17 protein-coding genes and 2 pseudogenes are annotated in these 20,360 nt (G+C 67.3%); 8 read left to right on the top strand and 11 right to left on the bottom strand.

The genetic code is table 11. The features are described 5' to 3' along the window. Positions 1-16 precede the first annotated feature (16 nt). Positions 17-1,189: a restriction endonuclease gene (locus tag JKP76_RS23085; protein ID WP_200489064.1), complete on the bottom strand. Its 1,173-nt coding sequence runs from the start codon at positions 1,187-1,189 to the stop codon at positions 17-19. Positions 1,190-1,364: 175 nt separating this feature from the next. Here JKP76_RS23085 and mobF (JKP76_RS00090) point away from each other — a divergent pair, with 175 nt between their 5' ends. Next, positions 1,365-2,042, top strand: a complete 678-nt coding sequence (gene mobF, locus JKP76_RS00090; protein WP_200489063.1) for a MobF family relaxase — start codon at positions 1,365-1,367, stop codon at positions 2,040-2,042. A gap of 24 nt (positions 2,043-2,066) precedes the next feature. On the opposite strand, the gene JKP76_RS00085 is transcribed toward mobF (JKP76_RS00090), so the two are convergent. Continuing rightward, entirely contained in the window at positions 2,067-3,434 is a 1,368-nt protein-coding gene (locus tag JKP76_RS00085) for an IS256 family transposase (RefSeq protein WP_375335624.1), read from the bottom strand. 74 nt (positions 3,435-3,508) lie between these two features. On the opposite strand from JKP76_RS00085, the pseudogene mobF (JKP76_RS00080) reads away from it, so the two are divergent. Together mobF (JKP76_RS00080) and JKP76_RS00075 are read left to right on the top strand one after the other, a co-directional pair. Then, positions 3,509-4,507, top strand: a pseudogene (gene mobF / locus JKP76_RS00080) (MobF family relaxase); the annotation flags it as partial. Then, a complete protein-coding gene (locus tag JKP76_RS00075; protein ID WP_200489062.1) occupies positions 4,392-6,410 on the top strand; it encodes an ATP-dependent RecD-like DNA helicase in 2,019 nt (672 codons plus the stop codon). The pseudogene mobF (JKP76_RS00080) and the gene JKP76_RS00075, both read left to right, overlap by 116 nt. Positions 6,411-6,468: 58 nt before the next feature. Here the strand turns inward: JKP76_RS00075 and JKP76_RS00070 are convergent, their stop codons facing one another. The 6 genes from JKP76_RS00070 to JKP76_RS00045 all read right to left on the bottom strand — a co-directional run bounded on the left by JKP76_RS00070 (position 6,469) and on the right by JKP76_RS00045 (position 12,791). Continuing rightward, positions 6,469-7,971, bottom strand: a complete 1,503-nt coding sequence (locus tag JKP76_RS00070) for a nuclease-related domain-containing protein (RefSeq protein WP_135446942.1) — start codon at positions 7,969-7,971, stop codon at positions 6,469-6,471. Positions 7,972-8,080: 109 nt separating this feature from the next. After that, complete coding sequence (locus JKP76_RS00065; RefSeq protein ID WP_135446944.1) at positions 8,081-9,385, bottom strand: SAVED domain-containing protein; 1,305 nt, start codon at positions 9,383-9,385, stop codon at positions 8,081-8,083. Then, the gene (locus JKP76_RS00060) at positions 9,382-9,912 is read right to left on the bottom strand and encodes a Mov34/MPN/PAD-1 family protein (RefSeq protein ID WP_135446946.1); all 531 of its coding nucleotides are present in this window, start codon (positions 9,910-9,912) and stop codon (positions 9,382-9,384) included. Before JKP76_RS00060 ends, JKP76_RS00065 begins: the two co-directional genes overlap by 4 nt. Before the next feature lie 23 nt (positions 9,913-9,935). Continuing rightward, positions 9,936-11,207, bottom strand: a complete 1,272-nt coding sequence (locus JKP76_RS00055) for a ThiF family adenylyltransferase (RefSeq protein WP_220477472.1) — start codon at positions 11,205-11,207, stop codon at positions 9,936-9,938. A gap of 134 nt (positions 11,208-11,341) precedes the next feature. Continuing rightward, a complete protein-coding gene (locus tag JKP76_RS00050) occupies positions 11,342-11,581 on the bottom strand; it encodes a hypothetical protein (protein ID WP_200489060.1) in 240 nt (79 codons plus the stop codon). A gap of 250 nt (positions 11,582-11,831) precedes the next feature. Then, positions 11,832-12,791, bottom strand: a complete 960-nt coding sequence (locus JKP76_RS00045; RefSeq protein WP_200489059.1) for a nucleotidyltransferase domain-containing protein — start codon at positions 12,789-12,791, stop codon at positions 11,832-11,834. A 313-nt stretch (positions 12,792-13,104) separates the two neighbouring features. Here JKP76_RS00045 and JKP76_RS00040 point away from each other — a divergent pair, with 313 nt between their 5' ends. The 3 genes from JKP76_RS00040 to JKP76_RS00030 all read left to right on the top strand — a co-directional run bounded on the left by JKP76_RS00040 (position 13,105) and on the right by JKP76_RS00030 (position 14,638). Then, entirely contained in the window at positions 13,105-13,473 is a 369-nt protein-coding gene (locus JKP76_RS00040; protein WP_135446951.1) for a transcriptional regulator, read from the top strand. A gap of 3 nt (positions 13,474-13,476) precedes the next feature. Beyond that, positions 13,477-14,142 (top strand): ImmA/IrrE family metallo-endopeptidase, encoded by a 666-nt coding sequence (locus tag JKP76_RS23690; RefSeq protein ID WP_200489058.1) that lies wholly within the window; start codon positions 13,477-13,479, stop codon positions 14,140-14,142. A 103-nt stretch (positions 14,143-14,245) separates the two neighbouring features. Continuing rightward, the gene (locus JKP76_RS00030; RefSeq protein ID WP_135446954.1) at positions 14,246-14,638 is read left to right on the top strand and encodes a hypothetical protein; all 393 of its coding nucleotides are present in this window, start codon (positions 14,246-14,248) and stop codon (positions 14,636-14,638) included. 11 nt (positions 14,639-14,649) lie between these two features. On the opposite strand, the gene JKP76_RS00025 is transcribed toward JKP76_RS00030, so the two are convergent. Then, positions 14,650-14,991, bottom strand: coding sequence for a helix-turn-helix domain-containing protein (locus tag JKP76_RS00025; protein WP_200489057.1), 342 nt, complete (start codon positions 14,989-14,991; stop codon positions 14,650-14,652). A 369-nt stretch (positions 14,992-15,360) separates the two neighbouring features. Between JKP76_RS00025 and JKP76_RS00020 the strand changes: the two genes are divergently transcribed. Continuing rightward, positions 15,361-15,498 (top strand): hypothetical protein, encoded by a 138-nt coding sequence (locus JKP76_RS00020; RefSeq protein WP_200489056.1) that lies wholly within the window; start codon positions 15,361-15,363, stop codon positions 15,496-15,498. An 89-nt stretch (positions 15,499-15,587) separates the two neighbouring features. After that, positions 15,588-17,570 carry a PKD domain-containing protein gene (locus JKP76_RS00015; protein ID WP_200489055.1) on the top strand — a complete coding sequence of 661 codons (1,983 nt, stop codon included), beginning with the start codon at positions 15,588-15,590 and terminating at the stop codon, positions 17,568-17,570. Between the two features lie 24 nt (positions 17,571-17,594). Here JKP76_RS00015 and JKP76_RS00010 read toward each other — a convergent pair whose 3' ends face one another. Beyond that, positions 17,595-18,512 carry a nuclease-related domain-containing protein gene (locus tag JKP76_RS00010; RefSeq protein ID WP_200489054.1) on the bottom strand — a complete coding sequence of 306 codons (918 nt, stop codon included), beginning with the start codon at positions 18,510-18,512 and terminating at the stop codon, positions 17,595-17,597. Positions 18,513-18,806: 294 nt separating this feature from the next. Beyond that, a pseudogene (locus JKP76_RS00005) lies at positions 18,807-20,159 on the bottom strand (ABC transporter substrate-binding protein); the annotation flags it as partial. Positions 20,160-20,360: the final 201 nt, after the last annotated feature.

Below are 20,360 nucleotides of genomic sequence, written 5' to 3'. Positions count from 1 at the left end.
ATCGCTCACGTCGGACTTACGAGCGGAGGCCGTAGCTCGCGATCAAGTCCGGTCGTTGCGACAACTGCGTTTCGAGGCGGCTATCTGCCCAAAGCTCGATGAACGGAAGTTTCCCATCGACGTTGTGCTTCTCGACGATCGCCACCGCGTCGGTGGTGAAGCGACCGCTCGTCGCGATCACCAAAGTCCGAACGACCGGCGGCTCCCAGAGCGACAGCGCCGCCAAGGTATTCGTGATGTCGGCAGGTGCGACAGATTTGGACGTCCAGTGCTTGGCCTGCACGATGACCCGCTCGGTTCGCGTCGTCCCGCCGTCGTCCCTTATGACGCGTTCAGCGGACAGATCGCGGCCCCGATCGGGCGCGCGCGTCTTCATCAACCACTCGACGTTCTGGTAACTGGGAAAGCCGCGTAAAAGGTCAAACAGCAGTCGCTCGAAGCCGTCGTCATCAAGAGCACCCCAATCGAGCCCGATGCTTGCACCACCTGCGGGTTTCGCGGAAGCAGCTACGCCGAGGTCGACCGCTGGCACCGGCAAAGGGTCGGATTCGGAGAGACTCGCGGCCTCAATGTCAGCCCGGACAGACGGCCAATCCATCTCGGCGATGTCGTGCCAATCGTGCCCCTGACTGAAACGGAGATGCCGGTGAAGATCGCCCCATCGTCCCTTTCGGTCAGTGGTGTCGCCGAGCAACCGCTCGATCTCGCTGATCGACTCCTCCACCGCCTTCGTTCTGAGATCGTCCACGCGATCGGACGAGTCCCGCGCAACGGAATCAGTGATCTGACCAAGGGTCGCGTTGATCGTCGACACGAGATCGTCGAGGCGCTCGTGAATCGCCCGGCGACGCGCTTGAGCAAGTTTGAATCTGTACTCGTCGAGCTGTTGGCCCGGCTTCTCCAACTCGTTCATGAGAGCGAAAGCAGGCTCGCCGATCTCGAAGTAATCGATGAAAGATTGCCCCGCCTCGTCGATGTCGGGCAGCTCCTCGGTGACTGTGAACCCGTCGATCGGGGGCAGCCCCGCGAGCAGCGGCGTCCACGCCCGACGCAGATCCTCATACTCCCGATTCGTACCCCGCTGAGGGCTCGACGGGATCATCGGCTCCGCGCGGTCCCAGATCGCTTGGAGCTTGGCAAGGTTTGCCGCGGCGCGATCCATCACCTGTAGCAACTCGTCGAGATTCACCCCACTAGTCTCCCAGCACCCGAATTCCGGAGATGTATGTCAGCGTCGACGTGTCGAACTGACGGAGCCAAGCAGTGGATGCCGGATGTCGCGGCCGGCCGCACCAGCGGGCATTTCCGGGGCGGAGGTCACGGGCGTCTGCTGCTCACCTGACTGCCGAAAAGGCGGTGGTCTCGTGACGGTCTCGATGCGGGTGATGAGCGCTGGAGACGGCTACAAGTACCTCCTGCGTACGGTCGCGGCCGCAGACGGCGATCGGACTCTCTCGACGCCGTTGACGAGGTATTACGTGGAGGCGGGCACCCCACCCGGGCAGTGGCTCGGCTCCGGCGTCGCCTCACTCGGCAAGGGCCAGCTCGCGGTCGGGGACCGGGTTTCGGAGGCCCAGCTCCAGCTCGTGATGGGGATGGGTCGTGATCCGATCACCGGCGACGCGCTCGGCCTCGCGTTCCCCGCCTACAAGTCGGTCCCGGAGCGGATCGAGGCCCGGATCGCCGATCTCGACCCATCGCTGAGTCCGGGCGCGAAAGGTGAGGCGGTCGCGCGAATTGAGGCTGAGGAGGCCGAGCGTGGGAAGCGTCGCGCGGTGGCCGGGTTCGACTTCACCTTCTCGATCCCGAAGTCGGCCTCGGCACTGTGGGCGGTCGCCGACGCCGGGACCCAAGCCCTGATCGGTGAGGCGCATCATGCGGCGGTTGCGGAGGTGGTTGCGTTCATGGAGCGTGAGGTTGCAGCCACCCGGTCGGGCGCAACCGCCGGCGACGGTGCCGTTGCGCAGGTCGATGTCACCGGGTTGGTGGCGACGGCGTTCGATCACTTCGACTCCCGCGAGCTTGTCAACTTCTCTGTGTAAGACCTGCAGTCGATCTTGATGTTGTCAGCTGAGGTAAGGCTCGATGCGGTCGCCGAAGGCGATCATCATCTCGGCCATGGCCGGCTTCCAGCCCTGGGTGACCGCGCCCTCGACGAGCTTGCCGGGTGCGGTGCGCTGGTTGGCCGGCTTGCCGCGGTCCTTGAGCCGCTCCCGGGCCCGCTTGTCCTCGATGTCGCGGATCGCCAGCCAGAGCAGCTTGATCACCGCGGCGTCGTTGGGGAAGTGCCCCCGGTTCTTGATGATCTTCCGGAGCTGGTAGTTCAGCGACTCGATCATGTTCGTCGTGTAGATGATCTTGCGGAGCGCGGGTCCGAAGGCGAGGAACGGGATGAACCGCTCCCAGGCGTTCTGCCAGGTCGCCACCGCCGCCGGGTATTTGCGTCCCAGGTCGGAGTCGGCGAACTCCAGCAGCGTGGTCTCGGCGGCATCGGCGGTCGGGGCGGTGTAGACGCCCTTGAGCGCGGCGGCCACCTTCTTGCGGTCGCCGTAGGACACGAACCGCATCGAGGCGCGGATCAGGTGCACCACGCAGGTCTGCACGGTCGTGTGCGGAAAGGTCGCCTCGATCGCCTCGGGCAGGCCGGTCAGCCCGTCACAGCAGGCGATGAGGATGTCCCGCACGCCGCGGTTGGCCAGTTCGGCCACCACGCCGGCCCAGAACTTCGCGCCCTCGGTGGCCTGCACCCAGATCCCCAGCACGTGCTTGATGCCGTCGAGGTCCACTCCGACCACGATGTGCGCGGCCCGGTTGCGCACCTGATGGCCGTCGCGGATCTTCACCACCAGCGCGTCGACGTAGACGATCGGGTAGATCGGCTCCAGCGGCCGAGCCTGCCATGCGCCGACCTCGTCGAGCACCGCGTCGGTGATCTTGCTGATCGTGTCGTGGGACAGCTCGGTGCCGATCGTGCGGGCCAGATGGTGCTGGATGTCGCGCACCGTCATCCCACCCGCGTAGAGCGAGATGATCATGTCGTCCAGGCCGCCGAGGCGGCGTTCGCCCTTGGGCACCAGCTGCGGGGTGAAACTGCCCGCCCGGTCCCGGGGCACGGCCAGCGGCAGCGGGCCGACCTCGGACTGCACCGTCTTGGGCGTGCTGCCGTTGCGGCTGTTCGGCGAGCCCCGGCCGACCGGATCGCCCCGCTCGTAGCCGACGTGCTCGGTCAGCTCAGCGGCCAGTCCCCGCTCGAGGACGGCCTTGACCAGCTCCGGAAGGAACCCGCCCTCCCCGGTCAGCGCCACTCCGCCGGTCTCGGCCCGGTCGATCAACGCATCCAGCCACGTGTCATCGGCCAACAGCTGCCGCAGCTGCGCCCCGCTCACCCGGCCCGGGCCACCCGGGTCGCCGGCCTGCTCATCGGTCACGGTCATCAGGGTGCTCCCTCCCGAGGCCACAGCCCCAGGCTCACGCAGCTCCTACACAGACCATCTGACACGCCCACTCCCGCGCCGGCGACCCCCACCTGCACACCCACGTCGTCATCAGCAACAAGGTCCAGACCGCGTTCGACGGCAAATGGCGCAGTCTGGACGGGCGACCGATGCACGCCGCCGTGGTCGCCTTGTCGGAGCTGCACGAGGCGGTGTTCGCCGACCACATGACCCGCACCTTCGGCGTCGAATGGGAAGCCCGCGACATGGGCCGAGACCGCAACCCGGCCTGGGCGATCAGCACGGTGCCAGAAGAGCTGGTCCAGGAGTTCTCCACCCGTGCCCGGCACATCGACGCCGAGAAGAACAGGCTCATCGCCGAGTACGTCGCCAAGCACGGCCGCCAACCCTCCACAGCCACGATCATCAAGCTGCGCGCCCAAGCCACCCTCGCCACACGCCCGGAGAAGCAGGTGCGGTCGCTGGCCGACCTGACGGCCGAGTGGCGCACCCGCGCCACCGGGGTACTCGGCCAGGACGCCACCGACTGGGCACGCACGATCACCGACAACGACAAGCCGATGCTGCTGCGCGCCGACGACGTACCGCTCGATGCCATCGGCGAACTCGGCCAGACCGTGGTCGAGGTGGTGGGCGAGAAACGGTCCACCTGGCGGCGCTGGAACCTCATGGCCGAGGCATCCCGGCAGACGATGGGCTGGCGCTTCGCGACCATGCACGACCGCGAAGCGGTCGTCGCGATGATTGCCGACGCCGCCGAGCAAGCCTCGCTCCGGCTGACGCCGCCCGACCTCGCCACCTCACCCGTCGCGTTCCGGCGGGTGGACGGCACCAGCGTGTTCAGGCCCAAGCACTCGACCGTGTTCTCCTCCGAGCTGCTCCTGGCCGCCGAAGACCGACTGTCTCGACCGCTCCCGCACCACGACCGGGCCGACCGTGCCGCTGGCGACGGTCGAGAAGATCACCGCTCGTCCCGATGCGGAGGGTCGGATGCTCGGCGAGGATCAGGCCGACGCGCTCATGAAGATCGCGGTCTCCGGCCGTGTCCTTGATGTGCTGGTGGGCCCGGCCGGGGCCGGGAAGACGACGGCTATGTCGGCGTTGCGGCGTGCGTGGGAGAAGGCGCACGGCGAGGGCTCCGTGGTCGGGCTGGCGCTGTCCGCGGTGGCCGCGCAGGTTCTCGCTGAGGACTTGGGGATTGCGACGGAGAACACGGCGAAGTGGTGGCAGAACCACCTCATGTACGGCACCGACTTCGAGGCCGGTCAGCTCGTCATCATCGATGAAGCCTCTCTCGCTGGCACCCTGTCGTTGGATCGGATCACGCACCGGGCTGAACGAGCCGGTGCCAAGGTGCTACTCGTGGGCGACTTCGCCCAGCTCCAATCCGTCGACGCCGGTGGTGCGTTCGGGCTCCTCGTGAACGACCGCGACGACGACGCGCCCGAGCTGGTCGACGTGCACCGCTTCGTGAACACCTGGGAGAAGACCGCCTCCCTCGCTCTGCGCCACGGTCGTACGCAGGTGATCGACACCTACCTCGACCACGACCGCATCCACGAGGGCGATGGCGAGGCGATGAGCGACACCGCCTACATCGCCTGGCGCGCCGACCGGCAGCGAGGGTTGGTGTCGGTGCTGGTCGCCGAGACCCGCGACCACGTGAGCGCCCTCAACCAGCGGGCACGTGCCGACCTGATCCTCGACGGCAGCCTGAAACCGGGCCGGGAGGTCGAGTTGGATGACGGCACCACTGCCGGGGTGGGGGACACGGTCGTCACCCGCCGCAACGACCGCCGCCTACGAGCCGGGAAGGACTGGGTACGCAACGGTGACACCTGGACCATCACCGGCGTCCGCGACGACGGGTCGATCACGATCCGCAGGACCGGCCGCCGGTTCGGCGGCTCCATCGTCCTCCCGGCCGCGTATGTGACCGATCATGTCGATCTGGGTTATGCGATCACCGCCCACAGAGCGCAGGGCGTCACCGTCGACACCGCACACGTCCTGGTGGAACCGACCACCACACGGGAGAACTTCTACGTCGCAATGACCCGCGGCAAGCACGCCAACCACGCCTACGTGATCCTCGACCGGGCCAACGAGCACGCCCACCCGCACCCAGGCGACAACCCCGACGCCACGGCCCGCTCCGTCCTCTACGGCGTCCTGCAACACGTTGGAGCCGAGCTGTCCGCGCACGAGACCATCACTACCGAACAGGAGCAGTGGGGGTCGATCGCCCAGCTCGCCGCGGAGTACGAGACGATTGCTGCCGCCGCCCAACGAGACCGCTGGGCCACCTTGATCAAGTCCTCGGGCTTGACAGCCGACCAGGCGGACGCCGCGATCGAGTCCGAGGCGTTCGGTGCGCTCACCGCGGAGCTGCGCCGTGCCGAGGCCAACCACCACGACCTCGACACTCTGTTCCCGCGACTCGTGGCAGCCCGCGGGTTCACCGATGCCGACGACATCTCCTCTGTGCTGCACTACCGCGTTTCGCGCGCCACAGCATGCCCGGCTGGCTCGGGTCGTGCTCGCAAGACGCCGCGGCTGATCGCCGGACTCATCCCGGCTGCGGACGGCCCGATGGCAAGCGATATGCGGCAGGCACTCGATGAGCGGCGCGAGATGATCGAAGCTCGCACTGATGCCGTGCTCGACACCGCACGTGAGACCGGCGAAGCGTGGGTGCAGCATCTTGGCGAGCCACCCCGCGGTCAGCGCCAAGCCGCTGCGTGGCGACGTTATGGGCGCACTGTCGCGGCCTACCGCGACAGATACGGCGTCACGGATGACCGACCGCTGGGATCGCCGCCGCAGTCCACGGCGCAGAGCATCGACGCCGCTCGTGCACGAACTGCTCTCGATCGAGCACGTGGCTTCATCGTCCAAGCGAGCGATGTACCGCAGCATTCACCGGGACGCGAGGACGTCGAGCGCTCGTTGTAAGCGTGGCGCGATTTCGGCATTTCCGAAGCTTGCAATCGACTTGGTCTGACTGTGAGGGTCAGCCATTGCCGGTCGGCGTCGCTGATGATTGTCCATCGCCACGTCCTTTGCGGGTCGGCCAGGGATACGCATTCCAAGCGTTCAACAGAATCGGATTTTCGGTATCAGTCTTCTTACCGATGTCACGCAGGCTGACGACACCTCCTGCACTCTTCGCCATCTCTGCGAGGAGCAGCGGCTCAACGTCTTTGCCGTGCGTCACGAGCCACTCGACTTCACGCGCGCTCGCCGCGGTTACAGGAACATCTGGGAGCCTCCCGCCGGGGATGGCCGCAACGTCATGGTCGAGAAGGTATGCGGCCCCGGTATAGAACGGCTCCGCCGTGACGATCAACCCCAACATGGGGCGGTCCGTTGGGATGTGCGTGAACGCCGGGTGATTGTCAGCAAGATGGCTGACGGTCCGGGTCAACTGCTTCCGTGCGCCGCCCAGGGTCTCGCTGAGCGAGTTCATCAGCGTCGCATCGCCGGCGCGTGCTGCCGGGCCGAGGCGGCGAGACTTGACCTCAACCAAGATGACCAGATGGGGCAGGATCACAAACCAGTCAACGCTCTTGTGACCGCCACCCTTGCCGAAGACAATCTCGGGTTCGACCTCCGCGTCCTCGATCAGTCTGAGTTGTCGACCAATGTAGTGCTCGAACAGGCCTCCGAGATCATCCGCGAAAGCCTTGCCGTGCTTGGCCATCCCGGCGTAGTACAAGCCTCCCGGCGTGACCGTCCGCATGATCAGACGCGTCGCTGGAGCAACCGGCTCCCCGTCGCCCATGTCCACGAACGGCGTCGCCATCAACGGGTTGTAATCGAATCGGGCCGCTGTGGCTGTTCCGACGGAGTGGTCGTTGAAGGCAGTCCGAAAGGCTGCGGGTGTCGTGGTGAGCCTAGAGGCGATCGTCTCTATGTTCCTCCGCGGATAGAGCTTCAGCACCTCAGCGAAGTTTGGCTGATCCAGCCAGCCAGGCTTATATGCTCCACCGTTCTGGAAGGCACCCACTTGGAGGAAGAACGTCGCGCCGATCGCCTCGCGGAACGGAACTCCGTCGAGCATGGCCGCCAGCGAGTCCTCTGTGATCACTCGGGTCTCGACATCGGGCAGGCCCTCGACCATCCAGGCGTGGGAGCGAGCAAGTTCCTCGAACATCGACTCCTGGTAGGGGAACTGCTCGTACGTGACCCGAGTCATCAGTCTGACGAGGAAGTCCTCGGACCCCACATCGGCATCGTCGATGTCCATCGCGATCTGGAACTTGTGCATCAGCTTCCGCAGCGCCTCCTCATCGACGACCTTCGAGCGATACTCATTGCCGTAGAGAAGCGAATCTCGCGCGGCCGCAGCCAATCCCCACGGCGGCATCCGATGTTTCACAGCATCTGGATACGGCGGTTCGCCGAGCGATGCCGAGGCTTGCGCGATCGCCGGGATCAGCTCGCTGGGTTTGAAGGCGCGGCACGCTTGAGTGAATGCCGAGTAGGACAAGCTCGGATCGCGCGAGAAGCTCATAGACGCCCGTGTCCTTCGGATCGCCGTTGTCTCAACGTTGAGCGAATCCTCCGCGTGAGAGTGACGCTCAACATGGTGTTACGGGCGGCCGCAAGGTCGGTTGGCGCAGTCACGACGCATCCGGGAGGAGCACATCTTCGATGACACCGGAGCTTGCAGATGTACGTACACGCAGCGTGGGCACGTACCTTGCGCGGTAGTCTTCACCGTCGATGGGGTCGGAGTCGTCCCATTCATGGACTACTACGCGCAGGGTGTTGGTCAATCGCCCGATGAGAAGCGCAAGTGGGAACGGGCACCGCAGCAGGAGGTGCACCTCGGCGTTGGCGTTGTCGTTCGACAGGGCACGGATGTGCGCGGCGACGTCGGCAGCGATCAGGCCTGCATCAGCGGGGTCGAGGAGCGTGCCGCTCGCACCTGTGAGATGACGCCAGGCCGCAAGAAACGGCCTATGGTCTTCGATATAGCGGGTGAAGGCGGTGTCACTGCGTTGGGGCAGGAGATCGACATACACGGCTACGGAGGGGCGGCCGGTCGTGATGGCAGATGGGTCGCCGCCTTGATCTGCGATCTGTACTTGCGGCTGTTCGATGAACCGCGCTTCGCCATCGCTCGCCCAGGTGGCGCCCTGTTGGTCGATCACGTCCATGTGCCCGATTCGAGACGAAGGCAAAGCCGCCCCGATTGCGAAGGCCACGGAGAGATGAGCCCCTCCAGCGACACGCAGGCGATGTGCCCCGGAACGGGTCACGGCATCGGGGAGGAGGCCAATGGTGTCCTTGAGATCTCGGAGCCCCTCGGTGCTCGGAAGCCGTTCGTGATCGGAGGGCCTGAGCCGGATGTCCAGTTCGTCACCGGTTCGGTCATAGACCTGTGGCGTGTTCCTGGTCTGGAGGCTCAGGCGGAACGTCGGGTCGGTTGCCTCGATTCGCTTGCGAAGAGACGCGATCCGGTGCCAGACCAAACCGCGGATCAATGCCAGCAGACCATCGCGCTCGGCGGATCGCTGATCTACACCGCTCAAGGTGCCGGGACGAATCTCTAGGAGCCGGTCAGGAGCGTCGTAATCTGTTCCGCCGTCCTCTGTCTTCACCGAGTTGACGATGCCGAGCGCAAACACTTCGTGGTCGCGGTGTAGTTCAAGGAGTTGAGGTGCTTCCAGCGTCTTCACGACTCTGCTGTTCACCACGTCCGGCGTCGTCACAAGAACGCCGCCGGAGATGCCGCCCGCTATCGCTTGCTTGAGTCGGGCCTCGGTGTCGCCTGGCGGCAGATCGTCTCGGTCCCGCCAGACAGGGATGCCGGCAGCCCGCAGGAGCCAGGCGAGCTCCCCAGCAACACCAGTACCGTCCTTCTGTCGGTACGAGATGAAGACAGGGTCTGCTGGGTCAGGGGCGGCGGAATCGGATGTCATGGCGTCTCCTTGTGTTCATCAGCTACGAAGGCGGCGTGCCTCACCGCATCACTGGCGTACGGGCTGTTTACGGCAGGCGCCGTAGGAAGCCTCTCGGGTACCACTGCCACGATGCGGTCCCGTTCTACGAGCCAAGTTGCAACGACCACGCGTGCCGATGAATCGAATCCAGCGATGATCGCGACGAACTTGTCGAACCCCAGTTCGGGGTCGTGCAGATGGCGCATGTAGGAGTGGAGATCAACCTCGCTCGGGGAGAGTCCTCCGGTCGGGTGGGTGTGCCATTCGCCTATCCACTGGCTACGGTCCTCCGACCAGGCGGAGTCCGCGAGACGCCGGGCATGGTCGAGGTCGCGCATGAAGGTGCGTTCGCCGCGGGTGGCTTTGGGTCCAGGTCCGCCGGCGTGTCGGATGACGATCCCATCAGTCGCGTCGTCCCCGAGCAAGATGCCGCCAGTTTCGAGTCCGTCGACGGACCGCAACGCCTCGCGCGCGATTGCGCTGAGTGCGACGTCAGTGATCGTCACCGGAGTCACCTCTCGCCGCGCTGTCATCCTGGCGAGCAGGTCGGACACGATGCGCGAGGTCTGGGGATGGACGACCACCGAACATCGCCGGCTTGGCTGAGGTCGAACGGGGCTGCGAGGTCACCCGTTGGTCGAAGACCGATGATGGCGTGTTCGCCGGGAACCTGCTGGGTGTGGTCGCCGTGAAGCGATTCCAGCAGTGTCGCGATCGCTACTTTCGCGGCGAACGTGCCGACGTATCGGAGATCGGGCGGCACAGCCGTCATAGGCTGATGGACGCGCCCGGTGCCGTAATCCAACTCCTGATCCGCCTCAGCGTCCATCGCTCCCTGATCTGCAAGCTGCTGCCGTAGACAGAGGAGACATCCGAACCGGGGCGTTGGTCGCAGCCTGATGACTTCTCCGATCGAGCCATTGTCGAGCACGCACGCCAAGATCGCCGCCTTCTGTGCGCGTCTGGAGAGGTGGCTGACGACACGCCTGGGAGCAATACCGTCTGCGGCACACAGCACCAGATCGACGCGGTCGACGATGGGCCGGATGTAGTGGGCCTCGGCAACCAGGTCGCGTCGGTGGGCGACCACTGTCTGTTGCGGCCAGTGCTGGGCCAGGTGATCTTTCATGGCCGTCACCTTGTATCGCCCGACGCTTTCGGCTCCGAGAGTGTGGCGGAGCATGTTGTGCCAGAGGAATCGGTCCGGGTCGACAAGTTCCACGCGTCCGACTCCGTATCCTGCGAGCGCCTCTGCTGCGGCGCTACCGATGCTGCCGCAGCCCACGACCATGATGCTGTTGGCGGCGAGCTGCTCGATCGGCCACTTGCCAGCCAACTGTGCCAGGCCAACAACTTCTGGCTCGATCTCGATAGCGAGCGGTTCCACACCATCGCGCCGGACGGCCCAGCCCGCAAACTCCGAGGCACCGGCCTCCACCAGTTCTGGTGGAAGATCGGGGTCGTGAGTGACGACCACGCCAAGGTTGTTGCCGGGGTCGGCAACGCCCGGCACCAGCTCCCTGAAATCCTTGAAGCCTATGGAGATATCGGGGCGCCTGGACAAGAAGAGATGGTGAAGATGGGCGTCGTTCGGTGCCACCCTGATCCACTGAGCTGCATGGTGGGGGTCGCCTGAACGAAGCGCGGCGTACTCGCGTGGGACGTCGGCTGGAAGACGGATGTCTTTGCCGGTTTCCACGGCCTGGACGACGTACATATCGTCCGCGGGAACGCGGCGGAGTACCAGCGCTCCGCCCGAGAGGTTGGAGCTTGCGATCTTGGTGACCGCGTCTCTGGGCATCACGATGTAGGGGTTACGAGGAGACACCTGTGTCTCCCGCCTCGGTCGGGTCCGGTGTTGGAGCTGCTCGCTGAATCGCTCGGTCAATCAGGTGGTCGTGCGAGGGGTCAGAGACGATGCCATTGACCGACATCTCATTGATGACTCCCGCGCTTCATGAGGGCGTACTCGATCCGCCACCCCGATGCCTTCGCCAGAAGCTCGGTGAGGCTGGCCTCGGGCTGCCAGCCGCCATCGCTCTGGAGCAGACAGAGCGATCCTCCTGGGGCAACGTGCCATGCGGACTGTGTCTGTTCCCAGATCGACGGCTCCGGATCGAGGGAGTAGATGGTCGGCGGAACCATCGGGTGCGCTGCGGAGTAGATGACGAGCACTCGCAGTTCTTGGTCCCCGAGCAGCTCATCGAGAGCATCGGGCTGTGGCCGCTCGAACGGCCAGCGGGGAGGACGCCGATCCATCCGCCGTGCGGCAAGCCGTCGTCTGCGGGGCTCTGGTATTCGAGCAATGGCGCGAACGCCTGGACCTCATTCTGATCGCGCGCCAGTCGCACAGGTTCGCGCTCAGTCCAGAGGACGGGGTTGAGCGCCGTGGTGCCCACACCGCGATCTGGACCTTTTGCGCGAGTCATCCCTGCGGAGTGTCCTTCACCGGACGGGGCGCCGCGGGCACGACCGCGGGCGCCGGATTGCCAGTGGAGGCAGGAGGCTTCGGGAAGTCGTCCCCAAAGACCTCACCCCAGTGATTGATCGCAGCCGCAGCGTCATTGTTCGCCTGTGCCTGGAACGCCTTGATGGCGTTGTCTCGCGCGGACCGCAGGGCGTCGGCGAACGCGTCGTAGTCGATGTCAGGCTGAATCGGTCCGCAGAGTCCAGCGGGATCGGCGACGTCGTTCCCGCCCTCGATGTGGTAGCAGGCGCTTACGAAGAACTGCTTGATCGCAGCCGCCTGGTTGACGTCCGTAGGCAGGAAGTCGAGTGCGAGGACCTCCATGACGAGAGACTTGATCTTGGTGTCTTGCTCGGCGGCCCACCACTTGAGCATCCGAACAGTGCCGGCGAACTTGTTCCACTGCGCGTGTCGATCCGCGACCTCGGCGATTAGGAACTCGGGGTCGCAAGCGACCCAATCTTCTGAGAGTGCTTCAGGAATGAGGAGTCGCCCATCGCGGCGAAGCGCGGGCATGGCGTCGACCGTGAACGCGTGAGGATCATCAGGGTCATCCAGGAAGCACTTGACGGCATGGTTGCGCCACCGGGCCAGGCGGACCGCCTGGTCGTATGTGCCGTTCGTTGCCCCGAGCAGCGTGTTGACGCGCTCGCGGGTGTGATCGAGAGCGTCCGCGGCGGAGCTTCCCGGCGAGCCCCACTCAGGATGCTCATCCTGATCAAAGACGACGATCACATCGACGTCATGGATCGGGTCCTTGTGTGTCCCTCGCGCGAGCGATCCGGACGCAATGACTTCCTTCACATCGTCCTCGGTGCCGAAGGCGCCCTTGAAGAGATCGCGGCGAGTGCGTGCTTCGCGGACGTGTGTGATGTCGGCATTCACGACGTCCTGAAAGGTCTTGAAGGCGTCAGTCACACTCATAATCGTTCTCCTGATTGGTCCGTCTGTTCGATCACCGTAGTTACTGCCACCGACATTGCTGCGCGGGGCAGGGCAGGCTCGCTGCCTACTTCTTCTTGCCTCGCCTGCCGTTGCTCTCGTTGGTCGTGGTCTTCGGGTGACGCTTCACCGTGGACTGCTTCACGAACCGCCCGGTGACCGCGCTACGCCCTCGCTTGCCTGCCATGCTCCTCACCTCCTTTGCGTTCCACACTCGATGCTACGTTTCAATTCTAACACACTCCGTTTCGGAGGCGACGAGGTGTCGCAGATGTGACACACTGGGTGCATGGCCAAGACCACGATCAACACGGCCGCGCTCCACTCCGCCCTCGACGCCGCGCGTCAGGAGCGGCAAATCTCCTGGCGGGCACTCGCCGGCGAGATCGGCGTGAGCCCCTCGTTGCTGTCTCGGCTCGGCAACGGCCTCAAGCCGGACACCGACGGTTTCGCCACGATCATCGCCTGGCTCCGACTCCCGGCCGAGGACTTCTTCGAGCACGAGGGAGAACGTGACGCCAACGACGACCGTGAACCCGACCTCATGGCGCAGCTCGCGCCGCTCCTGCGCGCCCGGAAGGACCTCAGCGAGACCGACGTCAAGTACCTGCAACAGGTCATCGGCGCGACCATCGAACGTGCACGGGCACAGGGATGACTCGTGCGTCGAGGATTCAAGACCGAGGCGAAGAGCCTCGCACTGGAGCTACGAGCCGAGATCGGTCTCGACGCCCACGCGCCTTTCGACCCCTACACCTTCGCTTCTGAGTACGGCATCCCCGTCGTCCAACTCAGCGACCTCGATGGTGGCGCGCGTGACCACTTCCTGCGAGCGGACGGAAGCGCACTGTCCGGGGCGCTGATCCCGAACGGGAGCGGCGTGGTCATCCTGGAGAACGACGCTCAGCCACTGACCCGTCGTCGCACCACCATGTGCCACGAACTCGCCCACGTCGTCCTGGAGCACAAGTTCGGCGTCTCTCTTTCCGACGAGAGGAAGTGCGGGCTCGGCGGCGACCAAGAAGCCGAAGCCGACTGGCTCTCTAGGGGAGATGCTGATCCCCAACGACGGAGCATTCCGGCTCGCCCGAGCGAACGCCACCGACGAGGAGGCAGCAGATGCCTACGACGTCAGCCTCGCAGTCGCCCGCTGGAGGATGAACCACAGCGGCGCCCGCAAGGTCATGGAACGCGCTCGCGCCAAGTGGGCCAACACAGCCAGCTCCTACCGCTAACCGCGATCCCGCTACCGGCGATCGACCCGCGCTCGGCGCGAGTTCGCCGGTCCCTTCCGTCCTGTCCGGCCCGGGCGTATACTCGGCGTTGAGGTGGATTTCTCCTCTGTAGCGCGCCGCTCGCGGCAGACCCCCGGGTCACTCTCCAACGCACTGCCTCACCAGATGCACTGTGCGATGGAGAGGAACAAGACCATGATCCGTCTGATCTGGACCGTCAGCGTCCACACCCGCTACTTCCTGCGGCGCTATATGCCCACCAACATCCTGCTGGATGCGATCCGCACCCGCCGACGCGGCTTGAAGTGGGGTATCCCCGCGATGCTGCTCGCGATCCCGTACCTGCTGATCGCGAACGTCTGCGTCGAACTTGTCGAGCAGGGTGGCCCCGGATGGCTCCACCTTGTAGTGCTGTGGGCGATCTGGAACATGCTCAAGATGCTCTGGATCGGGCCGGTCAGCGCTGTGCTCCTGATCCGCGCCCATGTCCGCGAGACCGTCACCGCCCGTCGTGAGCGCGCCAGCTTGCGTTCCGAAGCAGACGATGCCGAAGAGCGCGCCGCGGTGGACGCGATAGGTGTCCGGTGAAGTGTGAGAACTCAGGCACCGACCCGGCGACGACCGCCAGCACGGATCGTTCCACCGCTTGCGATCACCGCCGAGCGCACGGCCTCGGTGCTGACTGCGAGTCGTGCGGCGACCTGAGCGAGCGTCAGCCCACCCGCATAGAGCTGGGCGGCGTCCTGTCGGGTCGCGTCCGGCAACTCCGGTCGGCGCGCTGCCAGGCCCGCCTGCCGGGCTATCTCCCGCACGGTGCCGCGGTGCACGTTGAACCGCGTCGCCAGCTCCCGCACGGGCACACCATCGGCGTACCCGGCGATCAGCTCGGCTCGATTGGAGACGCTCAAACGGGTTTGAGACTGACGCGAATTCTCACGCACCGGACCGCGCTCATCGGCGATCTGAGCACCCCGAGTGCGCGGCCGACGAGCCCGCGAACCCCGTAGAACGCGGGAAATCAGCGATCCGAGCGGCTTCCGGGGGTTTGAGAAGCTGCTACGGAGGTCCACCCGTATGACCAGGCCGTTCTCCCTCTGGGAGAGCGGCCTGAGTCGTTCCCGCGGGTGGTCGACCGTCGCCCGCTCGGGTGGTTCGGGCCCCGGAACGCGCGCCGTTCTGGATGTCGTGCTCTGGTGGTGCCGCGTCGTGGCAGGGGGAGAGCCCACGCCGTCCCGTCGGCCTGCCCTGAAGGCGAGTTCTCCGTGATCCCGCACCGCTCTGCCCACGCTCGTTCCCGTCGGAGCCGCACCATGCTGGTGGGCGCGCTGCTCACCGTGCTCGCGGCAGGAGTGCTGCTCCCCGCGACACCGGTTGCGGCTGCCGCGCCCGACCTGTGGGCCGGGGCCCTCGGCGACGGCGGCAACACGTCGAACAACCCGGGGAGCTGACCCTCACCGGGGCGACGGCTGGGAGCGTCGGCGGCACGTGGAGCACGGCCACCCGCTCGTCGACCGGCCCGGTGGTCACGGGCGGATCCGTGCTGCGTGTGGTCTCGCCGGACGGGGTGAACGGGCCGAGCTACCTGACGGCGACCTCGCCCACGACGGGGGAGACGCTCTGGACGGTGGGCCTACCCGCGGCGGCCAACTACAACGCGGGCCTGGCGATCAGCGGGACCCGCGTGGTGGTGCCCTTCACCGGGTGGCGCCGCGCCGGCGGGGTGATCGTCGTCGACATCGCCAGCCGCACCGTCGTCTGGGCGCGGGACCTGCCGCCCTCCCGCGTCGCGTGGAGCGGCAACTCGATCGCCGGTACCGCGTACACCGACGGTCAGCGGGTGTTCGTGACCGGAGCCAGCAACACCATCAACGCCTACCGCCTCACCGACGGCGCACCCCTCTGGACGGCGCCGTTCACCAACAACGTCGCGGGCACGCCGAACGGGGTCGACGGGCTCGCGGTCGGCAACGGCGTCGTCTACACCGGCGGCGGCGAGGGCATTGTGGCCCACGACGCGGCCACCGGCCGCCGGCTCTGGACGGGACCGGCCGCGGCCGGTGTCCCCGTCGTCGCCGGGGGTCGCGTGTACGGCACGGCGCTGGGCAAGGTGCTGGCCTACCCGGCGGCAGGATGCGGAGCCGCCACCTGCGCTCCGCAGTGGTCGGTGGACCTCGGTGGTTCGCGAGCGGGCACTCCGACCCTGGGTGGCGCGGACGGCTCGATGATCTTCGCGGCCTGGACCCAGGTGCGGGAGAACGCCGAGCCGGACGTCCGCCGGATCGGCCGGATCGCCCGCCTGGCCGCTGCCACGGGGCGTATCGAGTGGTCCGTCGAGGTCGGCCGCTCGGCCTCGGGGCTGGTCCGCGGTGCGGACGTGGTGTGGTTCAACAACGAGTACGTCCGAGCGGACGGGTCGGTGGGAGAGCGCATCGCCGCCTACGACGTCACGGGGCGCCAGGTGCGGCTCATCGACCTGCCGGCGGGCCGGACCGGCAGGCTGGCGGTCGCTGCGGGCACGCTCTTCCAGCAGATGAACGCCGGAGCGCTGGCCGGCTTCCGTCGCGGTGCGCCGGCCAATGCCGCGCCCACGGCCACCTTCACCGCGACACCCGTCAGCGGCCTCACCATCTCGGTCAACGGGGCGCCCTCGTCCGACGTCGACGGCCGGATCGTCGCCCACGCGTGGGACTTCGGGGACGGCACGACGGGGACGGGGTCGCAGACGGGCCACACCTACGCCGCGGCCGGCACCTACACGATCACCCTGACGGTCACCGACGACGACGGCGCGCGGTCGACCGTTCGTCGGACGGTGACGGTGGCGGCCCCGCCCCCGCCCCCGCCCCCGCCCCCGGCTCCGGCCCCGACGGGCGGCACCGCCACCGATGCGTTCGGCCGCACCATCAGCGGTGGGCTCGGTACGGCCGACGTCGGCGGGCCCTGGTCGACCGCCGGCTCCGCCGCCAACATCGCGGTCGATGGCGGCACGGCCCGGCTGACGATGCGGAACCCCGGCACGCAGGTGTCCGCCTGGCTGGGCGACGTCCGCAGTACCGACACCGACCTCCGGCTACGGCTCTCGGCCGACAAGCGCCCCACCGGCAGCGGCGCGTACGTCGACGTGGTGGGCCGCCGGGTGGCACAGGACACGGAGTACCGAGCCCGGCTGCTGCTGGCGAGCGACGGGCGGGTCGACGTCGCCCTCACCGCACTGCGGGGGACGTCCACGGCCCAGACGCTCGCCTCCGCCGTCCGGCTGCCAGCGTCGACCACCTACGGGCCCGGCAGCGCGCTCGACGTGCGGCTGCAGGTCGTCGGCACCGCGCCCACCACGGTCCGGGTGAAGGTGTGGCCGGCCGGTTCGGCGGAGCCCACCGAGTGGCAGCGCACCGCGACCGACAGCACCGCAGCACTGCAGGCGCCGGGCGGCGTGGGGCTGACCACCTACCTCTCCGGGAGCGCCACCAACGCCCCCGTTGCCCTGCGGATGGACGACCTGGCCGTTCGGCCCACGCGGTGAGCCGGGAGCAGGGGCGTCCGGCTCTCAGTCGCTGACGGCAGGAGGAAAGGCCCACGCCAGGTCGTCGGCGATCGCGGCCCGTCGGTCGCCGGCGAGGGGGCCCGGCAGGGTGAGTGCGCTGGCGAGTGAGAACGGCGTGGTGAGCAGGACACCGCCGACGAACTGCATGCCGGCGGGCCTGGCCGAGCCGGTCAGGCAGAGCATGGGACGTACCGGAACGGCGACGCCCAGTCGGTCGAGCGCCGCCTCCAGTTCGCGGGCCTGGAGTCGCACACCCTGCAAGAGGCTGTCCCGGTCCCGGCCGTTGATCCGGAGGGTGCCGCCCGTCGCGACCAGGGAACCGGTGATGTTCTTCGCGTCGACGACGTAGACGGCGTCCGCGGCGACGACGACATGGTCGATGTTGGCCCGGGAGCCCTGGCGGAGACGCCGGTCGTGCAGCACCGGCAGGCCCGTGCAGGCCAGCGCCGCGCCCACCGCCTGCTCGCCCCGGGCGCCCTTGACCCAGTTGTCCTCGGCGCCGGTGACCCGCAGGTGCGTACCCCGGTGGGCCGGGCGGCGAGGCCCCGCGACGACCGGCGACGGATACCGAGACCGCGGGACGAACGCCTCCGGGCGTAGTGAGGTCCAGGTCGCGCGGACGGCTGCGACGGGGGCGCCGACCACCGAGACCCCGAACAGCACGACGGCCGGGAAGCCGATCAGGGCCGCCATGACCTGCCCAACTGGGCCGGCGGCGCTCAGCGGCGACGTGGCCAGCAGGACGAGCAGGCTGATGCCGGCCAGGCGGCCCCAGCGGCGCGCTCCGGACGGCGTCTGCCCGCCTGCCGGAATCCCGGCGGCCGGTCCTGGGACGTACGGCGTCGGGTAGGCGGGCACGACCGACAGTGCTGCTCGCGGACGGGCCTCGACGAGGACCGGCTCGGTCCGCATGCGGCGCATGGCCTCACGCTCGGCCGACGCCCCCGCCCGACCAGTCGCGAGCCAGCGCGCTGTACATGGTGCGGATTCTTGGCGAGAACGGGCCGAACGCTCCGTTCCGAGCCGGATCCCTGACCCGACGGAGTGGGTTCGCCGCCCGCCCGGCGTGAAGGACCTCCCTCGCCGCCGCGGTGACGTTCCCGCGGGAACGCGGTCAAGGTGTACGGCTTGACGACGCTTCCGCGGGAGCGTCCATCACACATGGCGGTGGCCCGGGCGGTTCCCCGCCCGGGCCACCGGTTCATGCGGTTCCGGCTAGTCGGCGAGCCAGACGTAGCCCCACATGGTGGTCGCGCCCGGGACGCCGTCGCCTTCGGTGTCGTCCGGGAAGACCCAGCCGTCGACGTTCTTCACCTGCTCGCCGACGGCGACGTCGGTGAGCGTGTAGCCGGTGAAGACGTTCGGGACGTTCTCCGCGATGTCCATGCCGATCGCCTCGACCGCGGCCTTCCGCTCCGCGATGTCCATGGTGGTGCGCAGGGTCTCCAGGCCGTCGTCGATCACCGAGCTGGTGTAGCCGGTGAGGTTGAGCGGACCGGGGGTGAACGCGTTCTTCAGCGTGAAGTACGGGTCGGTCTCCGCACCCACCCGGAAGCACTGGACGTCGTAGTCCTTCGCCAGCCCGTTCTGGATGTGGGCGGCCTGCTCGACCGTGTTGAGCTTCACGTCGATGCCCAGCGCGCTCCAGTACGACTGGTACAGCTGCGACAGCTCGTTGAGCGTGGGATCGGGCGGGCAGTTGTAGCTGAAGGACAGATCCGTCCCGACCGGCAGGCCGTCGGAGCGCGCCGGGTCGTTGATGTACTCGTCGTACAGCTCCTGGGCCTTCTCCAGGTCGTAGGTCGGATAGGCCTCGGCGACCTCCTCCGAGTAGAACGGGCTGTCCGGGCTGAAGTACTGGGTGGCGTCGGGGGTCAACCCGGTCCCGCCGATGACGTCGATCAGCGCCGGCTGGTCGATGCCGTACGCCAGCGCCTGCCGCACCCGCACGTCGTCGAACGGTGGCTTGGTGGTGTTGATGATCGACACGCCGCTGTTGTTGCCGAGGTACTCGTAGTTGTCCACGCCGTCGACCTCGCGCGCCTTCGCGACGGTGCTCTGCCGCAGGGTCTGCATGACGTCGATGTCACCGCTCTGCAGGCTGGCCAGGCGGGTGTCCTCGTCCGGGATGGGCCGGAACGTGATGCCGTCGAGATAGGGCAGGCGGTCCTGCCAGTAGTTCTCGTTCTTCTCGAGCACCAGGTTGCTGTCGCGCTGCCAGCTGACGAACGAGAAGGGGCCGGTGCCGACGGGGTTGGCGCCGGCGTCCTCGCCGGCGGCGGCCGCGGCGGTCGGGGAGAACGGCCAGCCGGGGGAGCCGGTCAGCACGTCCGGGAACGCGGCGTTGGTCTCGGTCAGGACGTACTCGACGGTGAGGTCGTCCACGACGTTCAGCGCGCTGACCTCCGCCAGCGTGTTGGCCACGTTGGACGTCGGCGCCTTCAGGTAGGTGTCGAAGACGGTCTTCAGGGCCTCGCCGTTCAGCGGCGTGCCGTCGTGGAACTGCACGTCCGGCCGGAGCGTGAGCGTCCAGGTGGTGAAGTCCTCGTTCGAGCTCATCGACTCGGCGAAGACGGCTTGAACTCGCCCTCGGCCGTCCCTTCATCAGCGGGTCGTAGGGCGTAGGCGACTGGTGGTGCCGGAGTTGCCGCCCGCGTACTCACCCGGCAGCCAGCTGTTGGTCTCTGCCTCGAGACCGACGGTGATCTCGCCACCATGACCGGGTCGCCCCTGCTCGGAGATCTCGCCGGGCCCCGCACCACCGAGCCG

It is taken from the genome of Blastococcus sp. TML/C7B (assembly GCF_016612845.1).
In the GTDB taxonomy this organism is placed as follows: domain Bacteria; phylum Actinomycetota; class Actinomycetes; order Mycobacteriales; family Geodermatophilaceae; genus Blastococcus.
This window is presented reverse-complemented; position numbering and strand designations above follow the sequence as displayed.

Coding starts and splice junctions, on each gene's coding strand:
- JKP76_RS00085 (WP_375335624.1), bottom strand. CDS start 3,434: ATGACCGTGACCGATGAGCAGGCCGGCGACCCGGGTGGCCCGGGCCGG.
- JKP76_RS00070 (WP_135446942.1), bottom strand. CDS start 7,971: ATGAGCTTCTCGCGCGATCCGAGCTTGTCCTACTCGGCATTCACTCAA.
- JKP76_RS00065 (WP_135446944.1), bottom strand. CDS start 9,385: ATGACATCCGATTCCGCCGCCCCTGACCCAGCAGACCCTGTCTTCATC.
- JKP76_RS00055 (WP_220477472.1), bottom strand. CDS start 11,207: ATGCCCAGAGACGCGGTCACCAAGATCGCAAGCTCCAACCTCTCGGGC.
- JKP76_RS00040 (WP_135446951.1), top strand. CDS start 13,105: ATGGCCAAGACCACGATCAACACGGCCGCGCTCCACTCCGCCCTCGAC.
- JKP76_RS00030 (WP_135446954.1), top strand. CDS start 14,246: ATGATCCGTCTGATCTGGACCGTCAGCGTCCACACCCGCTACTTCCTG.
- JKP76_RS00020 (WP_200489056.1), top strand. CDS start 15,361: ATGCTGGTGGGCGCGCTGCTCACCGTGCTCGCGGCAGGAGTGCTGCTC.
- JKP76_RS00010 (WP_200489054.1), bottom strand. CDS start 18,512: ATGCGCCGCATGCGGACCGAGCCGGTCCTCGTCGAGGCCCGTCCGCGA.